This window comes from Kutzneria buriramensis, assembly GCF_003387475.1.
In the GTDB taxonomy this organism is placed as follows: domain Bacteria; phylum Actinomycetota; class Actinomycetes; order Mycobacteriales; family Pseudonocardiaceae; genus Kutzneria; species Kutzneria buriramensis.
Genome location: NZ_QUNO01000012.1, coordinates 269,274 through 287,853, shown reverse-complemented (window position 1 = coordinate 287,853; position 18,580 = coordinate 269,274). Strand labels below are relative to the sequence as shown.

General features: G+C 70.2%; 17 protein-coding genes and 2 tRNA genes. 4 read left to right on the top strand and 15 right to left on the bottom strand.

Annotation, left to right across the window (positions count from 1 at the left end):
* Positions 1-897 (top strand): NUDIX hydrolase, encoded by an 897-nt coding sequence (locus BCF44_RS33180; protein WP_116178501.1) that lies wholly within the window; start codon positions 1-3, stop codon positions 895-897.
* Between the two features lie 208 nt (positions 898-1,105).
* Here the strand turns inward: BCF44_RS33180 and BCF44_RS33175 are convergent, their stop codons facing one another.
* From BCF44_RS33175 to leuC, 3 genes are all read right to left on the bottom strand, one after another.
* Positions 1,106-1,744 (bottom strand): HU family DNA-binding protein, encoded by a 639-nt coding sequence (locus BCF44_RS33175; protein WP_170217872.1) that lies wholly within the window; start codon positions 1,742-1,744, stop codon positions 1,106-1,108.
* Positions 1,745-1,951: 207 nt separating this feature from the next.
* Positions 1,952-2,554 carry a 3-isopropylmalate dehydratase small subunit gene (leuD, locus tag BCF44_RS33170; RefSeq protein WP_116178362.1) on the bottom strand — a complete coding sequence of 201 codons (603 nt, stop codon included), beginning with the start codon at positions 2,552-2,554 and terminating at the stop codon, positions 1,952-1,954.
* 20 nt (positions 2,555-2,574) lie between these two features.
* On the bottom strand, positions 2,575-3,978 hold the full coding sequence (leuC, locus tag BCF44_RS33165) for a 3-isopropylmalate dehydratase large subunit (RefSeq protein ID WP_116178361.1): 1,404 nt from the start codon (positions 3,976-3,978) through the stop codon (positions 2,575-2,577).
* 94 nt (positions 3,979-4,072) lie between these two features.
* Here leuC and BCF44_RS33160 point away from each other — a divergent pair, with 94 nt between their 5' ends.
* Positions 4,073-4,774, top strand: a complete 702-nt coding sequence (locus BCF44_RS33160) for an IclR family transcriptional regulator (protein WP_052395712.1) — start codon at positions 4,073-4,075, stop codon at positions 4,772-4,774.
* A gap of 850 nt (positions 4,775-5,624) precedes the next feature.
* Here the strand turns inward: BCF44_RS33160 and BCF44_RS33155 are convergent.
* From BCF44_RS33155 to BCF44_RS33145, 3 genes are all read right to left on the bottom strand, one after another.
* Positions 5,625-5,697, bottom strand: a tRNA-Glu gene (locus BCF44_RS33155).
* A gap of 56 nt (positions 5,698-5,753) precedes the next feature.
* Positions 5,754-5,825: transfer RNA gene (locus BCF44_RS33150), tRNA-Gln, on the bottom strand.
* Positions 5,826-5,942: 117 nt separating this feature from the next.
* Positions 5,943-6,689: an HAD family hydrolase gene (locus BCF44_RS33145; protein WP_116178360.1), complete on the bottom strand. Its 747-nt coding sequence runs from the start codon at positions 6,687-6,689 to the stop codon at positions 5,943-5,945.
* Between the two features lie 299 nt (positions 6,690-6,988).
* Here BCF44_RS33145 and BCF44_RS33140 point away from each other — a divergent pair, with 299 nt between their 5' ends.
* Positions 6,989-8,209, top strand: a complete 1,221-nt coding sequence (locus tag BCF44_RS33140) for an FAD-dependent oxidoreductase (RefSeq protein WP_116178499.1) — start codon at positions 6,989-6,991, stop codon at positions 8,207-8,209.
* A gap of 11 nt (positions 8,210-8,220) precedes the next feature.
* On the opposite strand, the gene BCF44_RS33135 is transcribed toward BCF44_RS33140, so the two are convergent.
* The 3 genes from BCF44_RS33135 to cimA form a co-directional block, all read right to left on the bottom strand.
* Positions 8,221-8,874 carry a LuxR C-terminal-related transcriptional regulator gene (locus BCF44_RS33135; RefSeq protein WP_116178359.1) on the bottom strand — a complete coding sequence of 218 codons (654 nt, stop codon included), beginning with the start codon at positions 8,872-8,874 and terminating at the stop codon, positions 8,221-8,223.
* A gap of 173 nt (positions 8,875-9,047) precedes the next feature.
* Positions 9,048-9,821, bottom strand: coding sequence for a fumarylacetoacetate hydrolase family protein (locus BCF44_RS33130; RefSeq protein WP_116178358.1), 774 nt, complete (start codon positions 9,819-9,821; stop codon positions 9,048-9,050).
* 59 nt (positions 9,822-9,880) lie between these two features.
* Entirely contained in the window at positions 9,881-11,494 is a 1,614-nt protein-coding gene (cimA, locus tag BCF44_RS33125) for a citramalate synthase (protein WP_116178357.1), read from the bottom strand.
* A gap of 322 nt (positions 11,495-11,816) precedes the next feature.
* Between cimA and BCF44_RS33120 the strand changes: the two genes are divergently transcribed.
* Positions 11,817-12,485: a Tm-1-like ATP-binding domain-containing protein gene (locus tag BCF44_RS33120; protein ID WP_170217871.1), complete on the top strand. Its 669-nt coding sequence runs from the start codon at positions 11,817-11,819 to the stop codon at positions 12,483-12,485.
* 174 nt (positions 12,486-12,659) lie between these two features.
* On the opposite strand, the gene BCF44_RS33115 is transcribed toward BCF44_RS33120, so the two are convergent.
* The 6 genes from BCF44_RS33115 to BCF44_RS33090 all read right to left on the bottom strand — a co-directional run bounded on the left by BCF44_RS33115 (position 12,660) and on the right by BCF44_RS33090 (position 18,543).
* Complete coding sequence (locus BCF44_RS33115; protein WP_116178498.1) at positions 12,660-13,700, bottom strand: 3-isopropylmalate dehydrogenase; 1,041 nt, start codon at positions 13,698-13,700, stop codon at positions 12,660-12,662.
* 249 nt (positions 13,701-13,949) lie between these two features.
* On the bottom strand, positions 13,950-15,548 hold the full coding sequence (gene serA, locus BCF44_RS33110) for a phosphoglycerate dehydrogenase (protein ID WP_116178355.1): 1,599 nt from the start codon (positions 15,546-15,548) through the stop codon (positions 13,950-13,952).
* A 128-nt stretch (positions 15,549-15,676) separates the two neighbouring features.
* A complete protein-coding gene (locus tag BCF44_RS33105) occupies positions 15,677-16,306 on the bottom strand; it encodes an SMI1/KNR4 family protein (protein WP_170217870.1) in 630 nt (209 codons plus the stop codon).
* Positions 16,303-17,121: a hypothetical protein gene (locus tag BCF44_RS33100; RefSeq protein WP_116178354.1), complete on the bottom strand. Its 819-nt coding sequence runs from the start codon at positions 17,119-17,121 to the stop codon at positions 16,303-16,305. The genes BCF44_RS33105 and BCF44_RS33100 overlap by 4 nt, the downstream gene beginning before the upstream one ends.
* 8 nt (positions 17,122-17,129) lie before the next feature.
* Positions 17,130-17,816: a NucA/NucB deoxyribonuclease domain-containing protein gene (locus BCF44_RS33095; protein WP_116178353.1), complete on the bottom strand. Its 687-nt coding sequence runs from the start codon at positions 17,814-17,816 to the stop codon at positions 17,130-17,132.
* A complete protein-coding gene (locus tag BCF44_RS33090) occupies positions 17,809-18,543 on the bottom strand; it encodes a WXG100 family type VII secretion target (RefSeq protein WP_116178352.1) in 735 nt (244 codons plus the stop codon). The genes BCF44_RS33095 and BCF44_RS33090 overlap by 8 nt, the downstream gene beginning before the upstream one ends.
* Between the last annotated feature and the right edge of the window lie 37 nt (positions 18,544-18,580).

Below are 18,580 nucleotides of genomic sequence, written 5' to 3'. Positions count from 1 at the left end.
ATCCGAGCCGCCGGCGCCGTTGTGTGGCGTCCCAGCAGTGTGAGCGACCAGGTGGAAGTCGCAGTGGTCCATCGGCCGCGATACGACGATTGGTCACTGCCCAAGGGAAAATTGGACGCTGACGAAACGACGCCGGCGGCGGCGGTTCGCGAAGTGCTGGAGGAGACCGGCTTCTCCATCGCGTTGGGCCGCCGCTTGCCGTCCACCGAATACAAGGTGGACGGCCGCCCGAAGGTCGTCGACTACTTCGCGGCCCGCCATCTCGATGGCGACTTCCTCGCCAATGACGAGGTGGACCGGCTGAAATGGCTATCGCCCGATGCCGCCGGGGATCTGCTGCGCTACCAGCACGATCGGGTGGTGCTGGCCGAGTTCGCCGCGCTGCCGGCGCGATTGGCCACGCTGCTGCTGGTCAGGCACGCCAAGGCGGGCAAGCGCGAGGACTGGGACGGCGAGGACGACCTGCGCCCGCTCAGTCCCGCCGGGCGTCGGCAGGCCGCCGGACTGGCCGCGATTCTGCCGCTGTTCGGGGCTGATCGGGTCCATGCGGCGCCGCGGACCCGGTGCGTGGACACGGTGGCCGGCCTGGGCCTGGAGATCCGCAGCGAGCCGCTGCTGTCCGAGGAGGGCTACTGGGTGAGCCCGTCGGCCGGGGTGGCGCGGCTGCTGGACATCGTGGCCGCCGGCGGCACGCCGGTGGTGAGCAGCCAGGGCGGCGTCATCCCCGACGTCATCGCCCGACTGGCCGACCTGAGCGGCCTGCGCCTGGACGAGATCGCCAGCAAGAAGGGCAGTTTCTGGGTGCTGTCGTTCCGGCCGCCCAAGCGCGGGCGCGAGCCGCGTCTGGTCGCCGCCGACTACTTTCCCAGCCCGCTGCCGAAACCGGCCGGCAGCTAGTTCTGGGGGTCGGCGGACCCGTTGCACCCCACCGGTTGTGGTGCAAACCCGCACCACACCGGGCTTTCCCGTCCGAGAAATGATGAGGGGCCCGTGCCGGATGCACAGGCCCCTCATCACGAACGACGGCACGCGCGGGTCGAGCGCCGGGTTCGTGGGTGTACCTAGGGAACACGCCCGGCCGAGCGGGTGACTCGGCCGGTCGTGGTCACTTCTTGGCGGCAGCGGCCTTGCGCGGCGCGGCCTTCTTGGCGGTGGCGGTCGCCTTCTTCGGGGCGGCCTTGGCGGCCGGCTTCGCGGCAGCCGTGGTGGTCGCGGCCGCGGCGGCCGGCTTGGCGGCGGCCGTGGTGCGCTTCGGCGCGGCCTTCCGCGTGGTGGCGGGCTTCGCGGCGGCAGCGGCCGGCTTGGCGGCGGCGGTGCGACGCGTGGTGGCCGGCTTCGCGGCGGCGGCGGCCGGCTTGGCGGCAGCAGCGGTACGACGCGTGGTGGCCGGCTTCGCGGCGGCAGCGGCGGTCGTCGTGGCCTTGGCGGCAGCGGCGGCCGGCTTGGCGGCGGTGACCTTCGGCAGCTTCTTGGCGCCGCTGATGACGTCCTTGAACGTCGTGCCGGCGCGGAAAGCGGGGACGTTGGTCTTCTTCACCTTGACGGTCTCACCAGTGCGCGGGTTGCGCGCGGTACGCGCCGCCCGAGCCCGCTTCTCGAACACACCGAAGCCCGTGACGTTGACCTTCTCGCCCTTGTGGACGGTGCGCACGACGATGTCGACGATGCCGTCGACGGCCGAGCTGGCGGCCTTCTTGTCGCCGAGACGCTCGGCCAGAGCCTCAATGAGTTGGGCCTTGTTCACTTCAGTCCCTCCCAGGACACTATCGGCCCTGTAGTTGGGCCACTTCAGGCACACGGTAAGCCAACGCGCCAAGAATTTCCACGCGCCACGCCCATTTTTTTGTTGCTGGCGCGTTGGTTCCGCCCCACCGGGGGACATAAGCCCGGTTTTCGAAGCGGCGAGGGAGGGTGGAAGGGCCGCCGGAAAGTCCTTCCGGCGGCCCCGAGATCAGCCCGCCGTGACGGGGTTCGTTGTGGGCAGCCAAGTCGGCCGGCGGCCCTCGAATTCCCCGATCGCGTCGACGTTTCGCAAGGTCAGACCGATATCGTCGAGACCTTCCAGCAGTCGCCAACGGGTGTAGTCGTCGATCTGGAAGGCGGCCGAGAAGTCCTTGGCGCGGACGGTCTTCGCGGTCAGGTCGACCGTGACCTCCGTGCCGGGCTCGTTCTCCAGCAGCTTCCACAACAGTTCGATGTCGGACTGCTCACACTGAGCGGCCACGAGCCCCTGCTTGCCCGCGTTGCCGCGGAAGATGTCGGCGAACCGGGACGACAGCACCACCCGGAAGCCGTAGTCCATCAGCGCCCAGACGGCGTGCTCGCGGGACGAGCCGGTGCCGAAGTCGGGGCCGGCGACCAGAACACTGCCGCCGCGGAAGGGCTCCTGGTTGAGGATGAAGCTGTCGTCCGCGCGCCAGGCCGCGAACAGGCCGTCCTCGAAGCCCGTGCGGGTGACGCGCTTCAGATAGACGGCCGGGATGATCTGGTCGGTGTCCACGTTGGACCGGCGCAGCGGGACGCCGACCCCGGTGTGGCTGGTGAACGGTTCCATCGGGTTGACTCCCCTGCTTCTCAGTCCAGGTCGGAAGGCGACGACAGCGTGCCGCGCACCGCGGTGGCCGCGGCGACCAGCGGCGACACCAGGTGGGTGCGGCCGCCCTTGCCCTGGCGGCCCTCGAAGTTGCGGTTGGAGGTGGAGGCGCTGCGCTCGCCCGGCTTGAGCTGATCGGGGTTCATGCCCAGGCACATGGAGCAACCCGCGGACCGCCACTCGGCGCCCGCGGCCGTGAAGACCTTGTCCAGCCCCTCGGACTCGGCCTGCGCGCGCACCCGCATCGAACCCGGCACCACCAGCATGCGTACGTCGGAGGCGACCTTGCGGCCCTTGAGGACCTCCGCCGCCGCTCGCAGGTCCTCGATGCGCCCGTTCGTGCAGGAGCCGAGGAAGACGGTGTCCACGTGGATCTCACGCAGCGGCGTGCCCGGCTCCAGGCCCATGTAGGCCAGCGCCTTCTCCGCCGCCACCTTGGCGTTGTCGTCGCCGAAGTCCTCGGGGTCGGGCACCCGCTCGGCCAACGGCAGGCCCTGCCCCGGGTTCGTGCCCCAGGTGACGAACGGCGTCAGCGCGTCCGCGTCGATGTCCACCTCCATGTCGAAGGTGGCGTCGTCGTCGGTGCGCAGCGAGCGCCAGTACTCGACGGCCGCGTCCCAGTCCGCGCCCTTCGGCGCGTGGTCGCGTCCCTCGATGTAGTCGAATGTCGTGTCGTCCGGTGCGATCATGCCGGCGCGCGCGCCCGCCTCGATCGACATGTTGCAGACGGTCATCCGCGCTTCCATCGACATCGCCTCGATGGTGTCGCCGCGGTACTCGAGGATGTAGCCCTGGCCGCCACCGGTTCCGATCTTCGCGATCACCGCCAGGATGACGTCCTTGGACGTGACGCCGGGGCGCAGCGTGCCGTTGACGTTGATCGCCATGGTCTTGAACGGCTTCAGCGGCAGCGTCTGCGTGGCCATCACGTGCTCGACCTCGGAGGTGCCGATGCCGAAGGCGATCGAGCCGAAGGCGCCGTGGGTGGAGGTGTGGCTGTCGCCGCACACCACCGTCATGCCCGGCTGGGTCAGTCCCAGCTGCGGGCCGACCACGTGCACGATGCCCTGCTCCGCGTCGCCCATCGGGTGCAGGCGGACGCCGAACTCCGCGCAGTTGCGGCGAAGCGTGTCCACCTGGGTCCGGGACACCGGGTCGGCGATGGGAAGTTCGACGTCGATCGTCGGAACGTTGTGGTCCTCGGTGGCGATCGTCAGGTCCGGCCGGCGGAGCGTGCGGCCGGCGAGCCGCAGCCCGTCGAACGCCTGCGGGCTGGTGACCTCGTGCACCAGGTGCAGGTCGATGTAGATGAGGTCCGGTTCGGCTCCGTCGCCCTTGCGCACCAGGTGCGCGTCCCAGACTTTCTCCGCGAGCGTGCGGCCCATAACTCCTCCCCCTTCGGGGATGTCGTGTCAGATCGGGTTTCTCAGTCCTCGGCGCGGCTGGACTTCCCACATCGCGGGAAGCTAGTATCGCGACGTGGGACAGCATAGCGGGATCGGCGTTCTGGACAAGGCGGTGGCGGTGCTCAGCGCCGTCGCCAAGGACCCCTGTGGGCTGGCCGAGTTGTGCAACCGCACGGGTTTGCCCCGGGCCACCGCGCACCGCCTGGCCGTGGGGCTCGAGGTGCATCGCTTGCTGCGCCGCGGTTCCGACGGCCGCTGGCGCCCCGGCGCCGCCCTCGCCGAACTGGCCGGCGGCGCCACCGACCCCCTGCTCGACGCCGCTTCCTCGGTGCTGCCCCGCCTGCGCGACATCACCGGCGAGTCCGTTCAGCTCTACCGCCGTGACGGCATGCAACGCATCTGTGTCGCCGCCGCCGAGCCCCCCTCCGGTCTCCGGGACACCGTCCCCGTAGGCGCTCGCCTCCCCATGACCGCCGGCAGTGGCGCCAAAGTCCTCGCCGCGTGGGCCGACTCCCCCACCCAGCGCGCCCTCCTCACCGACGCCCTCTTCGGCGAACGCACCCTCCTGGAGGTCCGCCGCCGCGGCTGGGCACAGAGTGTCGGCGAACGCGAACCCGGCGTCGCCAGCGTCTCCGCCCCCGTCCGCGACTCCTCCGGCACCGTCATCGCCGCCGTCTCCGTCTCCGGCCCCGTGGACCGCATAGGCCGCCGCCCCGGTGGCCGCTGGGCCGCCGACCTCCTAGCCGCCGCCGAAGCCCTCCAAAACCGCCTCTGAGCGCGCCAGGACCACACCCAGAGCACCACGCCCCCGCCCGCACTGCCGCCGAGAAGCCCCGCCGGAGCCACCGCCCAACGGCGAAGACCCATGGAGAGGGCTGAAGGTGAGCGGGACCAACGGGACGAGCGCCGGACCCACGCGCCCAGAGCCGAGGACCAAGACGGAGACCCGACGGTGAGCGCTGAAGGGTAAAGGGACTAGCGGGGACACGACCGGCCGAGAGAGGGCTCGACCGGGACGGCGCTGGACCCACGAGCGCGGAGACCGAGGACCAAGCCAGAGAAGCCTGAAGAGGAAGGCCAAACGGGGAAAGGACCAGCGGCGACCGCGCCGAGGGCAAGAGAGGACCAGCCGGGGCAACCCGGCGGGGACAGAACTAACAGCGAGCGCCGAAGGCGAGGGTCTGGCGGGAGCGCTGGCGGGGACACGACCGCAGGGACCGCCGAAAACAAGAGCGCCGAACGCGCGAGGGACCAGCCGGAAGAGCGCCTGAGCCACAAGCGCCAAAGAGACGACCCCAGGCTAGTGCCCGGAGAGGACCTCCCCGCCGAACAGACAACCAGACGTGAGCAGAACTCACCCCCCAGCCCCAACACCAACACGACGGCAAAGCCCAGCCCCCACCGAGAGACCACGGCAAAGCCGAACCGGGGCGGAGAGACGACGGCAAAGCCGAGCCCCCACCGAGAGACGACGGCGAAGCCGAGCCGGGGCGATGCGAAGCGAGCCCGAAGGGGGGTGCAGGGGGGCGAAGCCCCTCCTGCCTTGGGGTGTGGGGCGAGAGCCCCACAAGGCAATGCGAAAAGATCCCTGTGTGGCCTCGCCACACAGGGATCTCCCGATCTTGTAGCCCCGACGGGATTCGAACCCGCGCCGCCGCCTTGAGAGGGCGGTGTCCTAGGCCGCTAGACGACGGGGCCAAGACTTGATTTTCTTGCTCCGAGGTACCCTAGCACATCGCTTTGGGCGCCTCTTGCTGGGGTACCAGGACTCGAACCTAGACTAACTGAACCAGAATCAGTCGTGCTGCCAATTACACCATACCCCATTGGCATTCTGGATCAGCTTTGCTGTTGCCGGCCGCTGTCCGCCCTGCCGGAATGAATACTAGACCATGGCCGCCCGGATCACGAAATCGCCCCCGACGGGGACCGGATCGCGCAGGTCAGAGGCCGTCGACGCCGGGGCCGGTGAGCTCGCAGACGAGCAGTTCGGGCAGCTCGGCGAGGCTGGCGATGGTCCACACGCCGTCGGGCGCGGTCTGCTCGGACAGGCCGTCGCGGTTGAGCCACACGCCGTGCATGCCGGCGTCGCGGGCGCCGATGGCGTCGAGGTCGAGGCGGTCGCCGACGTGCACGGTCTCGGTGGGCAGCACGTCGAGGTCGAGGCAGGCGGTGTGGAAGATCACCGGGTCGGGCTTGGCGACCCCCAGCTCACCTGCGATGACGACGTGGTCGAAGAATTCGGACAGGCCGACGGCGGCGATCTTGGCGCGCTGCCGGGAGCCTGAGGCGTTGGTCACGGCGGCGACCTTGATGCCGCTGGCGCGCAGCCAGTCGAGCAGGGGCAGGGTGTCGTCGAACACCCGCCAGGACCGTTCCATGACGGCGAGCCGGTTGTCCTCGCGCCGGCGGACCTCGGCGTCGTCGAGGTGTTCGCCGAGGTCGGCGAAGAAGGCCTTGGTGCGCTGCCAGCGCATGGTGTCGTAGTCGAACTCGCCGGAGATGGCACGGGCGACGTGCTCGTCGGTGGCGCGCTGCCAGGCGGGCCACGCGTTGTCGTGTCCGATGAGGGCTGTCAACGCCGTTCTCGCGGATCCGTCGTAGTCAATGAGCGTGTCGTCGATGTCCAGGCAAACGGCACGGATTTCGACGGTCTTCTCGGTGGTGAATGCGGAGAGAACTGGCGTCACCAGGAGAGGCTAGGTGCGGATCCCTTGTCCGCGATTCGGCTAACAAGGTGAAGCTGCCCCTTGCTCACGGTCACTCTCCGCCTCGACCCGATTCCGCTGCGCGTGCGGCACGGCTTGTTTCTTCCTGTCGGACAACGGGTTTCTCCGAGTGGTGGCGCAACGGTGACGCGCCGCGACCGGGTCGCGATGGGCGACGTGCTGGGCGTCACGTCTGACTGTCCGGGTGACACGTCTTGACGGCCTGCCGGGGCGGGAGCATCCTGAGCTTATTCAACAAGCGTTGAAAAGAGGGGATGACGATGGAACGGACGACGTGCTGCGTAGTGGGTGGCGGCCCGGCCGGCATGGTGCTCGGACTGCTGCTGGCCAGGGCCGGCGTGGACGTGACCGTGCTGGAGAAGCACGGCGACTTCCTGCGGGACTTCCGGGGTGACACGGTGCACGCCTCGACGCTGCGGCTGCTGGACGAGCTCGGCCTGACCGAGAAGTTCGCCAAGGTGCCGCACCAGCTCATCACCAGGCTCGGGCTGCCGGTGGGGCCGGACACCACCGTCACCGTCGACCTGAGCAAGCTGCCCGGCCCGCACAAGCACGTGGCGATGGTGCCGCAGTGGGACTTCCTCGACATGATCGCCGACGCGGCGGCCGCCGAACCGAGCTTCCACCTGCGGATGAACACCGAGGCGACGGGCCTGAAAACCAAGGACGGCCGCGTCACCGGCATCACCTACCGCACCCAGGACGGCGAGACCGGCGAGATCGCCGCCGACCTCACCGTCGCCTGCGACGGCCGCCGCTCGGTGCTGCGCGCCGCGCTGGGGCTGGGGATCCGCAGCTGGCGGGTGCCGATGGACTGCTGGTGGCTGCGGGTGCCGCGGCACGCCGGCGACCCGAGCGGCGTCGGCGGCATCCTCGGCCGCAAGCGCATGCTGGTCTACATCGATCGCGGCGAGTACTTCCAGCTCGCCTTCCTGATCGAGAAGGGTTCGGACGCGCGCTGGCGGGAGGCGGGCCTCCAGGCGTTCCGCGACAGCCTGGCCGAGATCGTGCCGTGGCTGGCCGACCGGGTCGACACCATCGAGTCGCTCGACGAGTGCAAGCTGCTCGACGTGAAGCTGGACCGCCTGACCAAGTGGTACAGCGACGGCCTGCTGTGCATCGGCGACGCCGCGCACGCCATGTCGCCGGTGGGCGGCGTCGGCATCAACCTGGCCGTGCAGGATGCCGTTGCGGCGGCAAGGATTCTGGCCGAGCCGCTGCGCCGCGGCGCCGTCACGACGGCGGATCTGGCCAAGGTGCAGCGCCGCCGCGGGCCGGCCACGAGGGTGACGCAGGGCATGCAGCAGCTGATGCACGACAACGCTGTCGGCCCGGCGCTGCGCGGCCAGATCGACCTGTCGAAGCGGACGCCGCTGCCGCTGCGGCTGCTGAACCGGTTCCCGAAGCTGGGTCTGATTCCCGGCTACCTGGTGGCGATCGGATTCCGTCCGGAACACGCGCCGGACTTCGCGCGGCGTTGATTCCCCGGAATTCAGGCGCCGCGCGGCACCCGTCCACTGAGGACCATCGCGACCACTTGCGCCCGGTCCTTCGCGCCCAGTTTGCGAAGAATCGCCTTCACGTGCGTCTTCACCGTGTCGGTGCTGATGAACAGGTGGTGCGCGATGGTCTGGTTGTCCAGGCCCTTGATCATCTCGGCCAGCACGTCGAACTCGCGGGCCGACAGCTGCGGCAGCACGGCGTGCGGCGGCAGGTCGGCGGACAGCTGGACCTGGCCGCCCAGGCGGGGATCGAGCACGTGGGTGGCGCCGGCGAGGACCTCGTTGAACACCGAGAGCAGTTCCCGCAGCGGCGTCGTCTTCAGCAGGTACGCGGCGGCGCCCTGGTCCAGCGCCGCCTTGGCCCACTCCGGGCTGTCCATCTCGCTGACCACCACGGTGGTCGCCGACGGGCGCTGCGCCCGCACGTCGCGGACCGTGCGCAGCGCCCCCGCGCCGGGCACCGCGAGATCGGTCACGACGAGGTCGACGAACAGGCCCCGCAGGCAGCGCAGCGCCTCCGACGAGGTGTGGGCCACACCCACCACGCGGAAGCGCTGGGTGCGCTGCAAACAGACGCGCAGCCCCTCCGTGATCAGCTGAGAGGCGTCGACCAGCAGCACCCTTGCGGGGTCGGGGACCACCATGCGATCACCTCCGCTGCGCCGCGGCAAACCGGTCGGGGCCAGATTGCTGACCTCACTGGTTTCGCAATCGGCTCAACGCGGGATAGCACGACATGGTTCAACAGCGGAAGCCACCGAAGGGCCGGTCAGCGCGAAGTTGCGCCGACCGGCCGTCCGATCATGGTCCAACGCGCCTAGACCGCGGCGACCTTGTTGGTGAGCGTCCCGATGCCCTCGATCGAGACCGACACCGACTGCCCGTCGGTCATCGGGCCCACGCCGGCCGGGGTGCCGGTGAGCACCACGTCGCCGGGCAGCAGGGTCATGCCGGCGGTGATCCACTCCAGGATCTCGCCGATGCCGTGCAGCAGGTCACTGGTGTTGCCGTCCTGCTTGAGCTCGCCGTCCAGCTCGGTGTGCAGGCTCAGGTTGGACGGGTCGAGGTTGGTCTCGATCCACGGGCCCAGCGGGCAGAACGTGTCGTGCCCCTTGCCCCGCGTCCACTGCCCGTCGGCCTTCTGCTGCTCGCGGGCGGTGACATCGTTGGCGATGGTGTAGCCGAGGATGGCCGCGCCGGCGTCCTCGGCCTTGAGCCGGCGCACCGGCAGGCCGCCGATGACGATCGCCAGCTCGCCCTCGTAGTCCACGCGACCGATGCCGGCCGGCACCTCGATGGTCGCGTCCGGGCCGATCACCGACGTCGACGGCTTGATGAAGATGACCGGGTCGGCCGGCGGCTCGCCGCCCATCTCGCGGGCGTGGTCGGCGTAGTTCTTGCCGATGCACACCACCTTCGACGGGCGGATCGGGGCCAGCAGCTGGACCGAGGCCAGCGGCCAGGTCCGGCCGGTGAACTTCGGGTCCTCGAAAACCGAGGTGAGAAGTTCCGCAGCGATCAGGCTGTCCGGCTCGCCGCCGATGGCGACGAAGGACGCCCCTTCCGAGTGGGAAATTCGAGCAAAGCGCACGGGCCCGAGCCTAGTAGGACCGGCCGCCGCGATGTCGCCGGCGGCCGGTCGTCTTCGTCTCAGGCCAGCGCCCGCACCCGCATCGCCTTGTGGGCCAGGGCGTCGCACAGGGCGAGCCAGCTCGCCTCGACGATGTTGTCGTGCACGCCGACGGTGGTCCACTCGTGCTCGCCGTCGGTGGACTCGACCAGCACGCGGGTGATCGCGTCGGTGCCGGGGTGGTCGGTGAGGATGCGCACCTTGTAGTCGGCCAGCTCCACACTGTCCATCCAGGACAGGTGCGGCCGAAGTGCCTGGCGCAGCGCGGCGTCCAGGGCGTGCACGGGACCGGTCCCCTCGGCGGTGGCGATCACGCGCTCGCCGCCGACGTGCACCTTGACCGTCGCCTCGGACACGATCACGCCGTCCTGCCGGTGGTCCAGCAGCACCCGGTAGGACTCCAGCACGAACGGCGGCTCGTCCACTTCGGACAGCTCGGACCGCAGCAGCAGCTCCAGCGAGGCGTCGGCGGCCTCGAAGGACCAGCCCTTGGCCTCCAGCTCCTTGACCTTCTGCACCGCGCTGCCCACGGCGTCCGGCCGGCCGGCCAGGTCGAGCCCGAGCTCTCGTCCCTTGAGCTCGAGACTCGCCCGACCGGCCATCTCGGTGACCAGGACCCGCATGCCGTTGCCGACGGTGGCCGGATCGATGTGGTTGTACAGATCCGGGTCCACCTTGATCGCGCTCGCGTGCAGCCCCGCCTTGTGGGCGAAGGCCGACGCCCCGACATAGGCCTGGTGGGTGTCGGGGGCGATGTTCGCGATCTCGGCGAGGGCATGGGACACGCGGGTCAGCTCGGCGACGGAGTCGGCGGGTAGCACCGGCATCCCGAGCTTGGTCACGAGGTTTCCCACGACGGCGAACAGGTCGGCGTTGCCGGCCCGCTCGCCGTAGCCATTGGCGGTGCACTGCACGTGCGTCGCGCCGGCCTGGACCGCCGCGATGGTGTTGGCCACCGCGCAGGACGTGTCGTCCTGGCAGTGGATGCCGACGCGCAGGCCGGTGCGGGCCATCACCTCGGTGACGGTCTGCCCGAGCTGCACCGGCAGCTGGCCGCCGTTGGTGTCGCAGAGCACCACCACGTCGGCGCCGGCCTCGCCGGCCGCCTGCAGCACGCGCAGCGAGCACTCGGGGTCGTAGGCGTAGCCGTCGAAGAAGTGCTCGGCGTCCAGGAAGACGCGGCGGCCGTTCTCGACCAGGTACCGGACGGTGTCCGCGACCATGGCGCAGTTCTCGTCGACGTCGGTGCGCAGCGCGCGTTCGATGTGCCGGCGGTCGGACTTGGCGACCAGCGTGACCACCGGGGCCTGCGAGTCGAGCAGCGCCCGCACCTGCGCGTCGTCCTCGACTTTCACGCCCGCCTTGCGGGTGGCGCCGAAAGCGACCAGTACCGCGTGCTTCAGCTCCAGCTCGCCGGCCGCGGCGCGGGCGAAGAACTCGGTGTCCTTGGGCAGGGCGCCAGGCCAGCCGCCTTCGATGAAGCCGACGCCGAGGCCGTCCAGCAGGCGGGCCACCGCGAGCTTGTCCGTGACCGAGTATGTGATGCCCTCACGCTGGGCGCCGTCTCGCAGGGTGGTGTCGAAGAGGTGGAAGCCGTCGCCGAGTGGCGTGCCGGCCGGGGTAGTCCTGCTCAACGGTCTGCTCCTTGCGAGAGGGTTCGTGAGGTGGCCCTGAAAAGCAAAAAGACCCCCTGCGGAAGCAAGAGGTCTGCGCGCCGGGTGCCTTCGGGGGCACTACCCGGCGCGCTGCGCAATGATGATCACGGTGTGGAGAGCCACACCGGCATGCTGCCACACACCGACCCTCGCGACCAAGCATCGGACGAAAAATCCCACCATCCGGGAAATTTCACCGAGACAGCCCATGAGCGGTCCACCTCGGCAAGATTGGACTGGTCCAATTTCCGGTTTAGGAGCAGCCTTGTCACAGCCGCCTTCGTCGAAGGGAGAAGGCTGCGTGGTCACTGTCGTCTTGCTGGGCGCGCCGAACGCCGAAGGCGCCGAGTACGCCTGGCTGATGGACCGCGTCCGCGTCGGAGGCTGCGATCCGGTCGTACTGGAGGGCCCCTCGGCCGCCGACGTGCTGGTCGAGCTGCATGAGCAGGGCCGACTGCACGGGGTGCTCGCGGTCGGCGGGCCCACCGGCGGCTCGCCCGCATACGCCGCCCTACGGGCGCTGCCGATCGGCGTGCCCAAGCTGCTGGTGACCGCGCGGGACCACGAGACCCACGGCGGCGTCACCGACCTGACCACCATGCACTCGGTCGTCGACATCGTCGGCATCGACCAGGTGTCCGAGCGCATCCTCGACAACGCCGCCGCCGCGATCACCGGTATGGCCCGCAGCTACCACGCGGGGCGGCACAACCCCACCCGCCACCACCGGCCGCTCGTCGCGACCACCGTGCCCGCCACCCGGCGGCAGTTGGAGCACTGGGGCTACGCCGTGGTCGTCGTCCCCGACAGCCGGCCCCTGCCGTCGCTTGTGGACAGCGGCTTCCTCGCCGGCGTCATCTCCACCGACCCCCTGGCGACCTACTCCGTCCCCCACGTCGTCTGCGACGACGCCGCCTTCGCCGTCGAAGCCGCCGACGACCTCCACCACGTCATAGCCGGCTCCCCCTAACCCCCGCGAGTCGCGCTCACAGACACACCGAATGTAAGTCTGGGGCAGAAACGAGTCTCAAGGCTCAGTTCTACCCGAAACCTACATTCGGTGTGTCCCAGAGCGCGACTCGCGGGGGTTCACACATGCGTGTGCCCCTCGGCCTGGGGCCGAGGGGCACACGTGTTTGCGATGTCAGGCGGTGGTGCGGGTGTTGCTGGAGACCAGTGCGGCCAGGCGGTCGCCGATGGCGTAGGTGGCGCCGGGCGAGGCGTGGTCGCGGGTGGCCAGGTCGAAGGCGACGGAGGCCTCGATACGGCGGGCGGACTCGTGCTCGCCGAGGTGGTCCAGCATCAGCGCCACCGACAGCACGGCGGCGGTCGGGTCGGCGATGCCCTGCCCGGCGATGTCGGGCGCGCTGCCGTGCACCGGCTCGAACATGCTCGGGTTGCGGCGGGTGACGTCCAGGTTGCCGCTGGCAGCCAGGCCGATGCCACCCGTCACGGCGGCGGCCAGGTCGGTCAGGATGTCGCCGAACAGGTTGTCGGTGACGATCACGTCGAACCGGGCCGGGTCGGTGACCATGTGGATGGTGGCGGAGTCGACGTGCTGGTAGTTGACCGTCACCTCGGGGTGCAGCAGCGACACCTCCTCCACCACACGCGACCACAGCGAACCGGCGTGGGTCAGCACGTTGGTCTTGTGCACCAGCGTCAGGTGCTTGCGCGGGCGGGCCGCGGCGCGGGCGAAGGCGTCGCGGACGACCCGGTCGACGCCGAACGAGGTGTTGATGCTGACCTCGGTGGCGATCTCGTGCGGGGTGTCCTTGCGCAGCAGGCCGCCGTTGCCGGCGTACAGGCCCTCGGTGCCCTCGCGCACCACGACCATGTCGATGTCGGGCGGGTCGGCGATCGGGCTGCGCACGCCGGGGTACAGCCGAGCCGGCCTCAGGTTCACGTGGTGGTCGAGCTCGAAACGCAGCCGCAGCAGCAGCCCGCGCTCGAGAATGCCGCTGGGCACGGACGGGTCGCCGACCGCGCCGAGCAGGATCGCGTCGTGCTGGCGCAGCTCGCCGAGAACCGACTCCGGCAGCAGCTCCCCGGTGGCGTGCCACCGCGCCGCACCAAGGTCGTACCGGGTGATCTCCGCCGTCGGAACCACCTCGCCGAGCACCTTCAACGCCTCGGCAACCACCTCGGGCCCGATCCCGTCACCTGGGATCACCGCGAGCCGCATCCACACACCTCCCGGAGTACGGTCCCCCTGCACGGGACCATCCATCTCTCGCGTGAGGCTACCCGTACTTCCCCTACTAATCGGAGTCCGGACACGCTTCTGGGGTGATCTCTCCCGAAGTGCGGGACACCCGGATGGCGCAATCGCCACCCGTACGGGTGACATTGGACCCCTGACCGGCCCCAACATGCGGTGAAGGGGGTCTTCCCGGCGTCGAACGCCGGGAAGGCCCCCTTCCGAACAAAACGGTCAGATCAGCGAGATGGCCCGCACGGTGTGCGCGCCCACGGCGGCGCCGATCGGCTCCAGCACGCCGGCGTCCACCGCGCGGTCGGCGCGCAGCAGCATGACGGCGTCGGAGCCGTCCTTGGTCTGCGAGATCTGGGCCGCCTCGATGTTCACGCCGGCCTCGCCGAGCAGGGTGCCGACGGTGCCCATCACGCCCGGCCGGTCCGGGTACTCCAGCAGCACGAGCTCGCCGGCGGCGCGCAGGTCGAAGCCGCGACCGTTGACCTCCACCAGCTTCTCCACGGCGTCCAGGCCGGACAGCGTGCCGGACACCCGCAGCGCCGTCCCGTCGGGCAGCGCGGCGCTCACGGTGACCAGGCTGCGGTGGTTGGCGCTCTCCGGCTCCTTGACCAGCTCGACGGCCACGCCAAGGGTCTCGGCCAGCGCCGGCGCGTTCACGAAGGTGACCTGCTCGTCGACGATGCCGGAGAACACGCCGCGCAGCGCGGCCAGCGGCAGCACCGAGACATCCTCGTTGGACAGTTCGCCGCGCACGGTCACGGTCACCGAGGCCGGGGCCTTGCCGGCCAGCGCCGACAGCACCACGCCCAGCTTCTGCGTCAGCGGCAGGTACGGGCGCACCTCGTCGTTGACGACGCCGCCGCTGGCCACGTTCACCGCGTCCGGCACGAAGTCGCCGCGCAGCGCCAGCCGCACCGAGCGGGCCACGTCGGTGCCGGCGCGGTCCTGCGCCTCGGCGGTGGACGCGCCCAGGTGCGGCGTCACGACCACGTTCGGCAGCTCGAACAGCGGCGAGGCGGTGGTCGGCTCGGTCTCGAAGACGTCGATGCCGGCGCCGCCGACATGACCGTCGCGAATGGACTCCGCCAGCGCCGTCTCGTCGACGAGGCCGCCGCGGGCCGCGTTGACGATGATCACGCCCGGCTTGGTCCGCGCCAGCTGCTCCTTGCCGATCAGGCCCTTGGTCTCCGGGGTCTTCGGCAGGTGGATGGAGATCGCGTCGGCGCGCTCCAGCAACTCGTCCAGGCTCACCAGCTCGATGCCCAGCTGCGCGGCGCGGGCCGGCGCGACGTACGGGTCGTAGGCGATCAGCGTGGTGCCGAAGGCGGCGAGGCGGGCCGCGAACAGCTGGCCGATCTTGCCGAGGCCGACCACGCCGACGGTCTTGCCGGACAGCTCCACGCCCGAGAACGAGCTCCGCTTCCAGGCGCCGCCGCGCAGGCTGGTCGAGGCCTCCGGGATGCGGCGGGCGACCGCCAGCAGCAGCGCGACCGCGTGCTCGGCGGCCGAGGTGATGTTGGACGTGGGCGCGTTGACCACCAGCACACCGTGCTTGGTGGCGGCCGGCACCTCCACGTTGTCCAGGCCGACGCCCGCGCGGGCGACCACCTTGAGCTTGCTCGTGGCCTCGAACACCTCGGCGTTGACCTGGGTGGCGGAGCGGACCAGCAGGGCGTCCGCGTCGGCGACGGCGGACAGCAGCGCGGCACGGTCTGTGCCGTCGACGTGGCGGATCTCCACCTCGTCGCCGAACACGTCGATGACGGACGGCGCGAGCTTCTCGGCGATCAGGACGACAGGGCGACTGGCATTGGTCACGACACAGCTCCAGGTTTGACGCGCGCGACTTCCTCGGACGGGCCCTCCCGCACGACGCTGTGCTGGACCTCGTCGCATCCTACGAGTTGGCCGCCTCGTGGGAAGGGGTGATGTTAACTTCGCCGTAACTACGACGTGCTGAAGCGGATCCGCGCGCCGTCGGGCAGATCGTGCACCTGCTGGGCGATCGGGCCGCGGATGCGCATGGCGGTGGCCGCGTCGCGGACGACCAGGTTGTCGGCGTCGTAGGCGCCCCCGCCGACGAAGAACTGGAGCGGGATCAGCCGCTGGTCCGGCTCCAGGGCGCCGTTCTCACGCTGGTAGTTCAGCGCGAACCCGGCGGCGCCGTGCACGTCCGGGTCGGCGAGCAGCCACTCCGCCCAGGACTCCAGGCTGTCGCCCAGCGACGTGGTGCGGGCGGTCTCCGGGTTGAGGGTGACCACCTCCTCGCCGTCCCTGATGGCGAACTGCACGCCGAACAGGTCCTGCCCGAAGCAGAAGTAGTCGTCGGCCAGCCCCTCGTAGGTGTACTTCCAGGTGTCCGCGTCGTTCCACGCTATGAGATCGGGCCCGAGGCCGTCGTCGCCGGCCCGGAACACCTGCACGCCCGCGTTGAACAGGAAGAAGCCGTTCATCCGGGTGAGCAGCGCCGCCAGCTCGGCCAGCGGCCCCTCCTCGACGCCGAAGTCCAGCTCGATCTGCGGGCCCATCGGCCCCCGCGCCCGTCCCAGCAGTTCCTCGGTCTTCGGACCGATCATCGCTTCTCCCTCTCAGGCCCGATCGGGTGGGTCAGGTAGTGCTCGCGCACCTCGTCGGTCACCAGCACCCGCAACACCGGCTGCACCACGGGATCCGGCGGCAGGCAGTCCCACACGGCGTACGGCCACCACAGGTCGTGCGCCGCCAGCAGCAGCCGGCGACCCTCGTCGGTCCGATCCAGCGTGGCACACCAACCGGCCAGCCACACGCACACCTCCCACTGCGGCGGCAGGCCCACGCGCTCGTGGAGGTCCCATGCCCGCTCGAACTGGTTGGTACGCAGCAACGCGTTCCACAGCGCCCGCTGCTGGTTGGGTTTCAGCTCGTTGTAATCGTCGTCCAAATAATCGGCGCCGATGACGCCGTCCAACGGCGACGGCGGCTCGCCCCAGGGTGAATAGTTCGGCAGCAGCGTCACCGCCGACCGGTCGGCCAGCTCGGCGGCCAGCCACGTGAGGCGCTCGCCGAGCACGCTGTCCGGCGGCACCGACGACGCCAGCCGCGCGCACCGCTCGGCGGCCGGCTGCCCCGCGTGCACCTCGGCGGCGAGCAGCGCCACGCTGAACGGCTCGTCCTCGTCCCGGATCGGGCTGTCCCGGGGCCCGTCGGCGGTGATCAGCTCCTCGGTGAGATCCGCGGCCTCGGCGAAGGCGTCCTGCCAGAACAGGATCGAGATCAGCACGGCGGCCGCCTGCGCACGCTGTCCGAGGGCGCGGGGGCCGTCCTTGGCGACCAGCGCGCGCAATGCCGGCAGCACCTCGCGGAACTGGCCGCTGCGGGCCCGGGCGGCCAGCTGCTTCGCGTTCTCGGCCATCGGGCTCCTCACTTCACGGTGATCTTCACCTTGGTCCCCTTGGGCAGGCCCCTCAACTTAGTGCCCATGGACGACCCGGACCCCTGATTGTCCGAACTGTCGATGTGTTTGACGCTGGCCCCCTTGCCGCCCTCCTCGAACATCGCCGGCGGATACTCGTCGCGGTCCTGGCCGGGCGCGGTGGGAATGCCGCGCAGCGATTCGTCCCGATTGGCCGCCTCGCCCTCCCGGTCGATCGTCACAATGGACGGTTTCGGCGCGCCGGCGGACTGCCGGTTGCCGCGCGAAATCGTGCCGGACTGGGCCTCCTGGATGTGCTGCGCCGATTCCGGGTATTTCCTGCTGTCGACGGTGATCTCGTAGTCGTGGGCCGGCGCGTGTTCCGGGTCGAGAATGCGCGTCACATTGCTGCGCACGGCGTCCTGCTTGGCCGACTGGACCTTGCTGGCCTTGGTCTTCCCCAGGCCCAGGTAGTCCTTCTCGCCGTCCTTGGGCTCCTTGCCGACCTCGTCCAACAGGTCGAGGAACTTCTTGCGGTGCAACGCGTCCGCGGACTCGAACTTCTGGACGACGTCCTCGGCGCCCCGGCCGGCGTCCTTGTACAGCCCGCTCACCGCGCGGCCGGCGTCCTTGCTCAGCGTCAGCCCGACCCGCTTCGCCGCCTGCTCCAGGGCGGCCACGATCGCGTTACTCACCGAAGCTCAGCCCCGCCACCGCGCCGCCGAAGTTGGACGCGTGCGTCGCGACCTGGTCGGCGTGCCCCTGGAGGGTCTGGGCGTGGGCGCGGACGGCGTCCGGCACGATGCTGAAGCCCTCGCCGCCGCCGCTGGCGCCGGGCTCGGGATCGCCCAGCGCGGCCTCCAGCCCCTGGAACACCAGGCCGCCGAGCGCCCGCTCGACCACCTGTTCCAGCGGTTCGACCGCCGCCTGGATCACCTCGCCGACGATCTGCTGCTCCAGCTGCTGGATCAGCCCGTTGACGACCTTCTCCGCGGCCTCCACGATCAGCGCCTCGGCCGCCTCCGCGGCGCCCAGGGTCGCGACGGCGGCGGCCTGGTCGGCGGCGAAGGACACCGCCAGCCCGACCAGTTCGCCGATGGCCACCATTTTCGCGGCGACGATTCCGTCGGCCGCCAGATCCAAGGCGGTGGCGACGACCCCGCACGCCTGGGTCAACTCGGTCATGTGGCTGTCGGACATTCGAGCCCACGACTCGACCAACTGCTCGTACGAGGCGCCGGAATAGCTCTGACCCATTTCCTGGATCGTCGCGGACGCCTGCTGGTGCGTGTCGTTGATGTTGTTGGCGAAATCCCGGACGTGCGAGGCGAATACCCGCACCTGGTCCTCGTCGACGGCCGGCCAGTTGATGCCGATCAGATTCAGCAGCCAGACGACCTGGTCCGGCAGTTCTATGCTCATCACAGCCCCCGTCCCGGCCTGCCAGCCCCGAGGGGAT

Bases quoted from the DNA above. Each gene is read 5' to 3' on its own strand.
- leuC (WP_116178361.1), bottom strand. From the start codon at position 3,978: ATGGGCCGCACGCTCGCGGAGAAAGTCTGGGACGCGCACCTGGTGCGC.
- BCF44_RS33105 (WP_170217870.1), bottom strand. From the start codon at position 16,306: ATGATCGGTCCGAAGACCGAGGAACTGCTGGGACGGGCGCGGGGGCCG.
- BCF44_RS33140 (WP_116178499.1), top strand. From the start codon at position 6,989: ATGGAACGGACGACGTGCTGCGTAGTGGGTGGCGGCCCGGCCGGCATG.
- BCF44_RS33090 (WP_116178352.1), bottom strand. From the start codon at position 18,543: ATGAGCATAGAACTGCCGGACCAGGTCGTCTGGCTGCTGAATCTGATC.
- BCF44_RS33135 (WP_116178359.1), bottom strand. From the start codon at position 8,874: ATGGTGGTCCCCGACCCCGCAAGGGTGCTGCTGGTCGACGCCTCTCAG.
- BCF44_RS33115 (WP_116178498.1), bottom strand. From the start codon at position 13,700: ATGCGGCTCGCGGTGATCCCAGGTGACGGGATCGGGCCCGAGGTGGTT.
- leuD (WP_116178362.1), bottom strand. From the start codon at position 2,554: ATGGAACCGTTCACCAGCCACACCGGGGTCGGCGTCCCGCTGCGCCGG.
- BCF44_RS33100 (WP_116178354.1), bottom strand. From the start codon at position 17,121: ATGGCCGAGAACGCGAAGCAGCTGGCCGCCCGGGCCCGCAGCGGCCAG.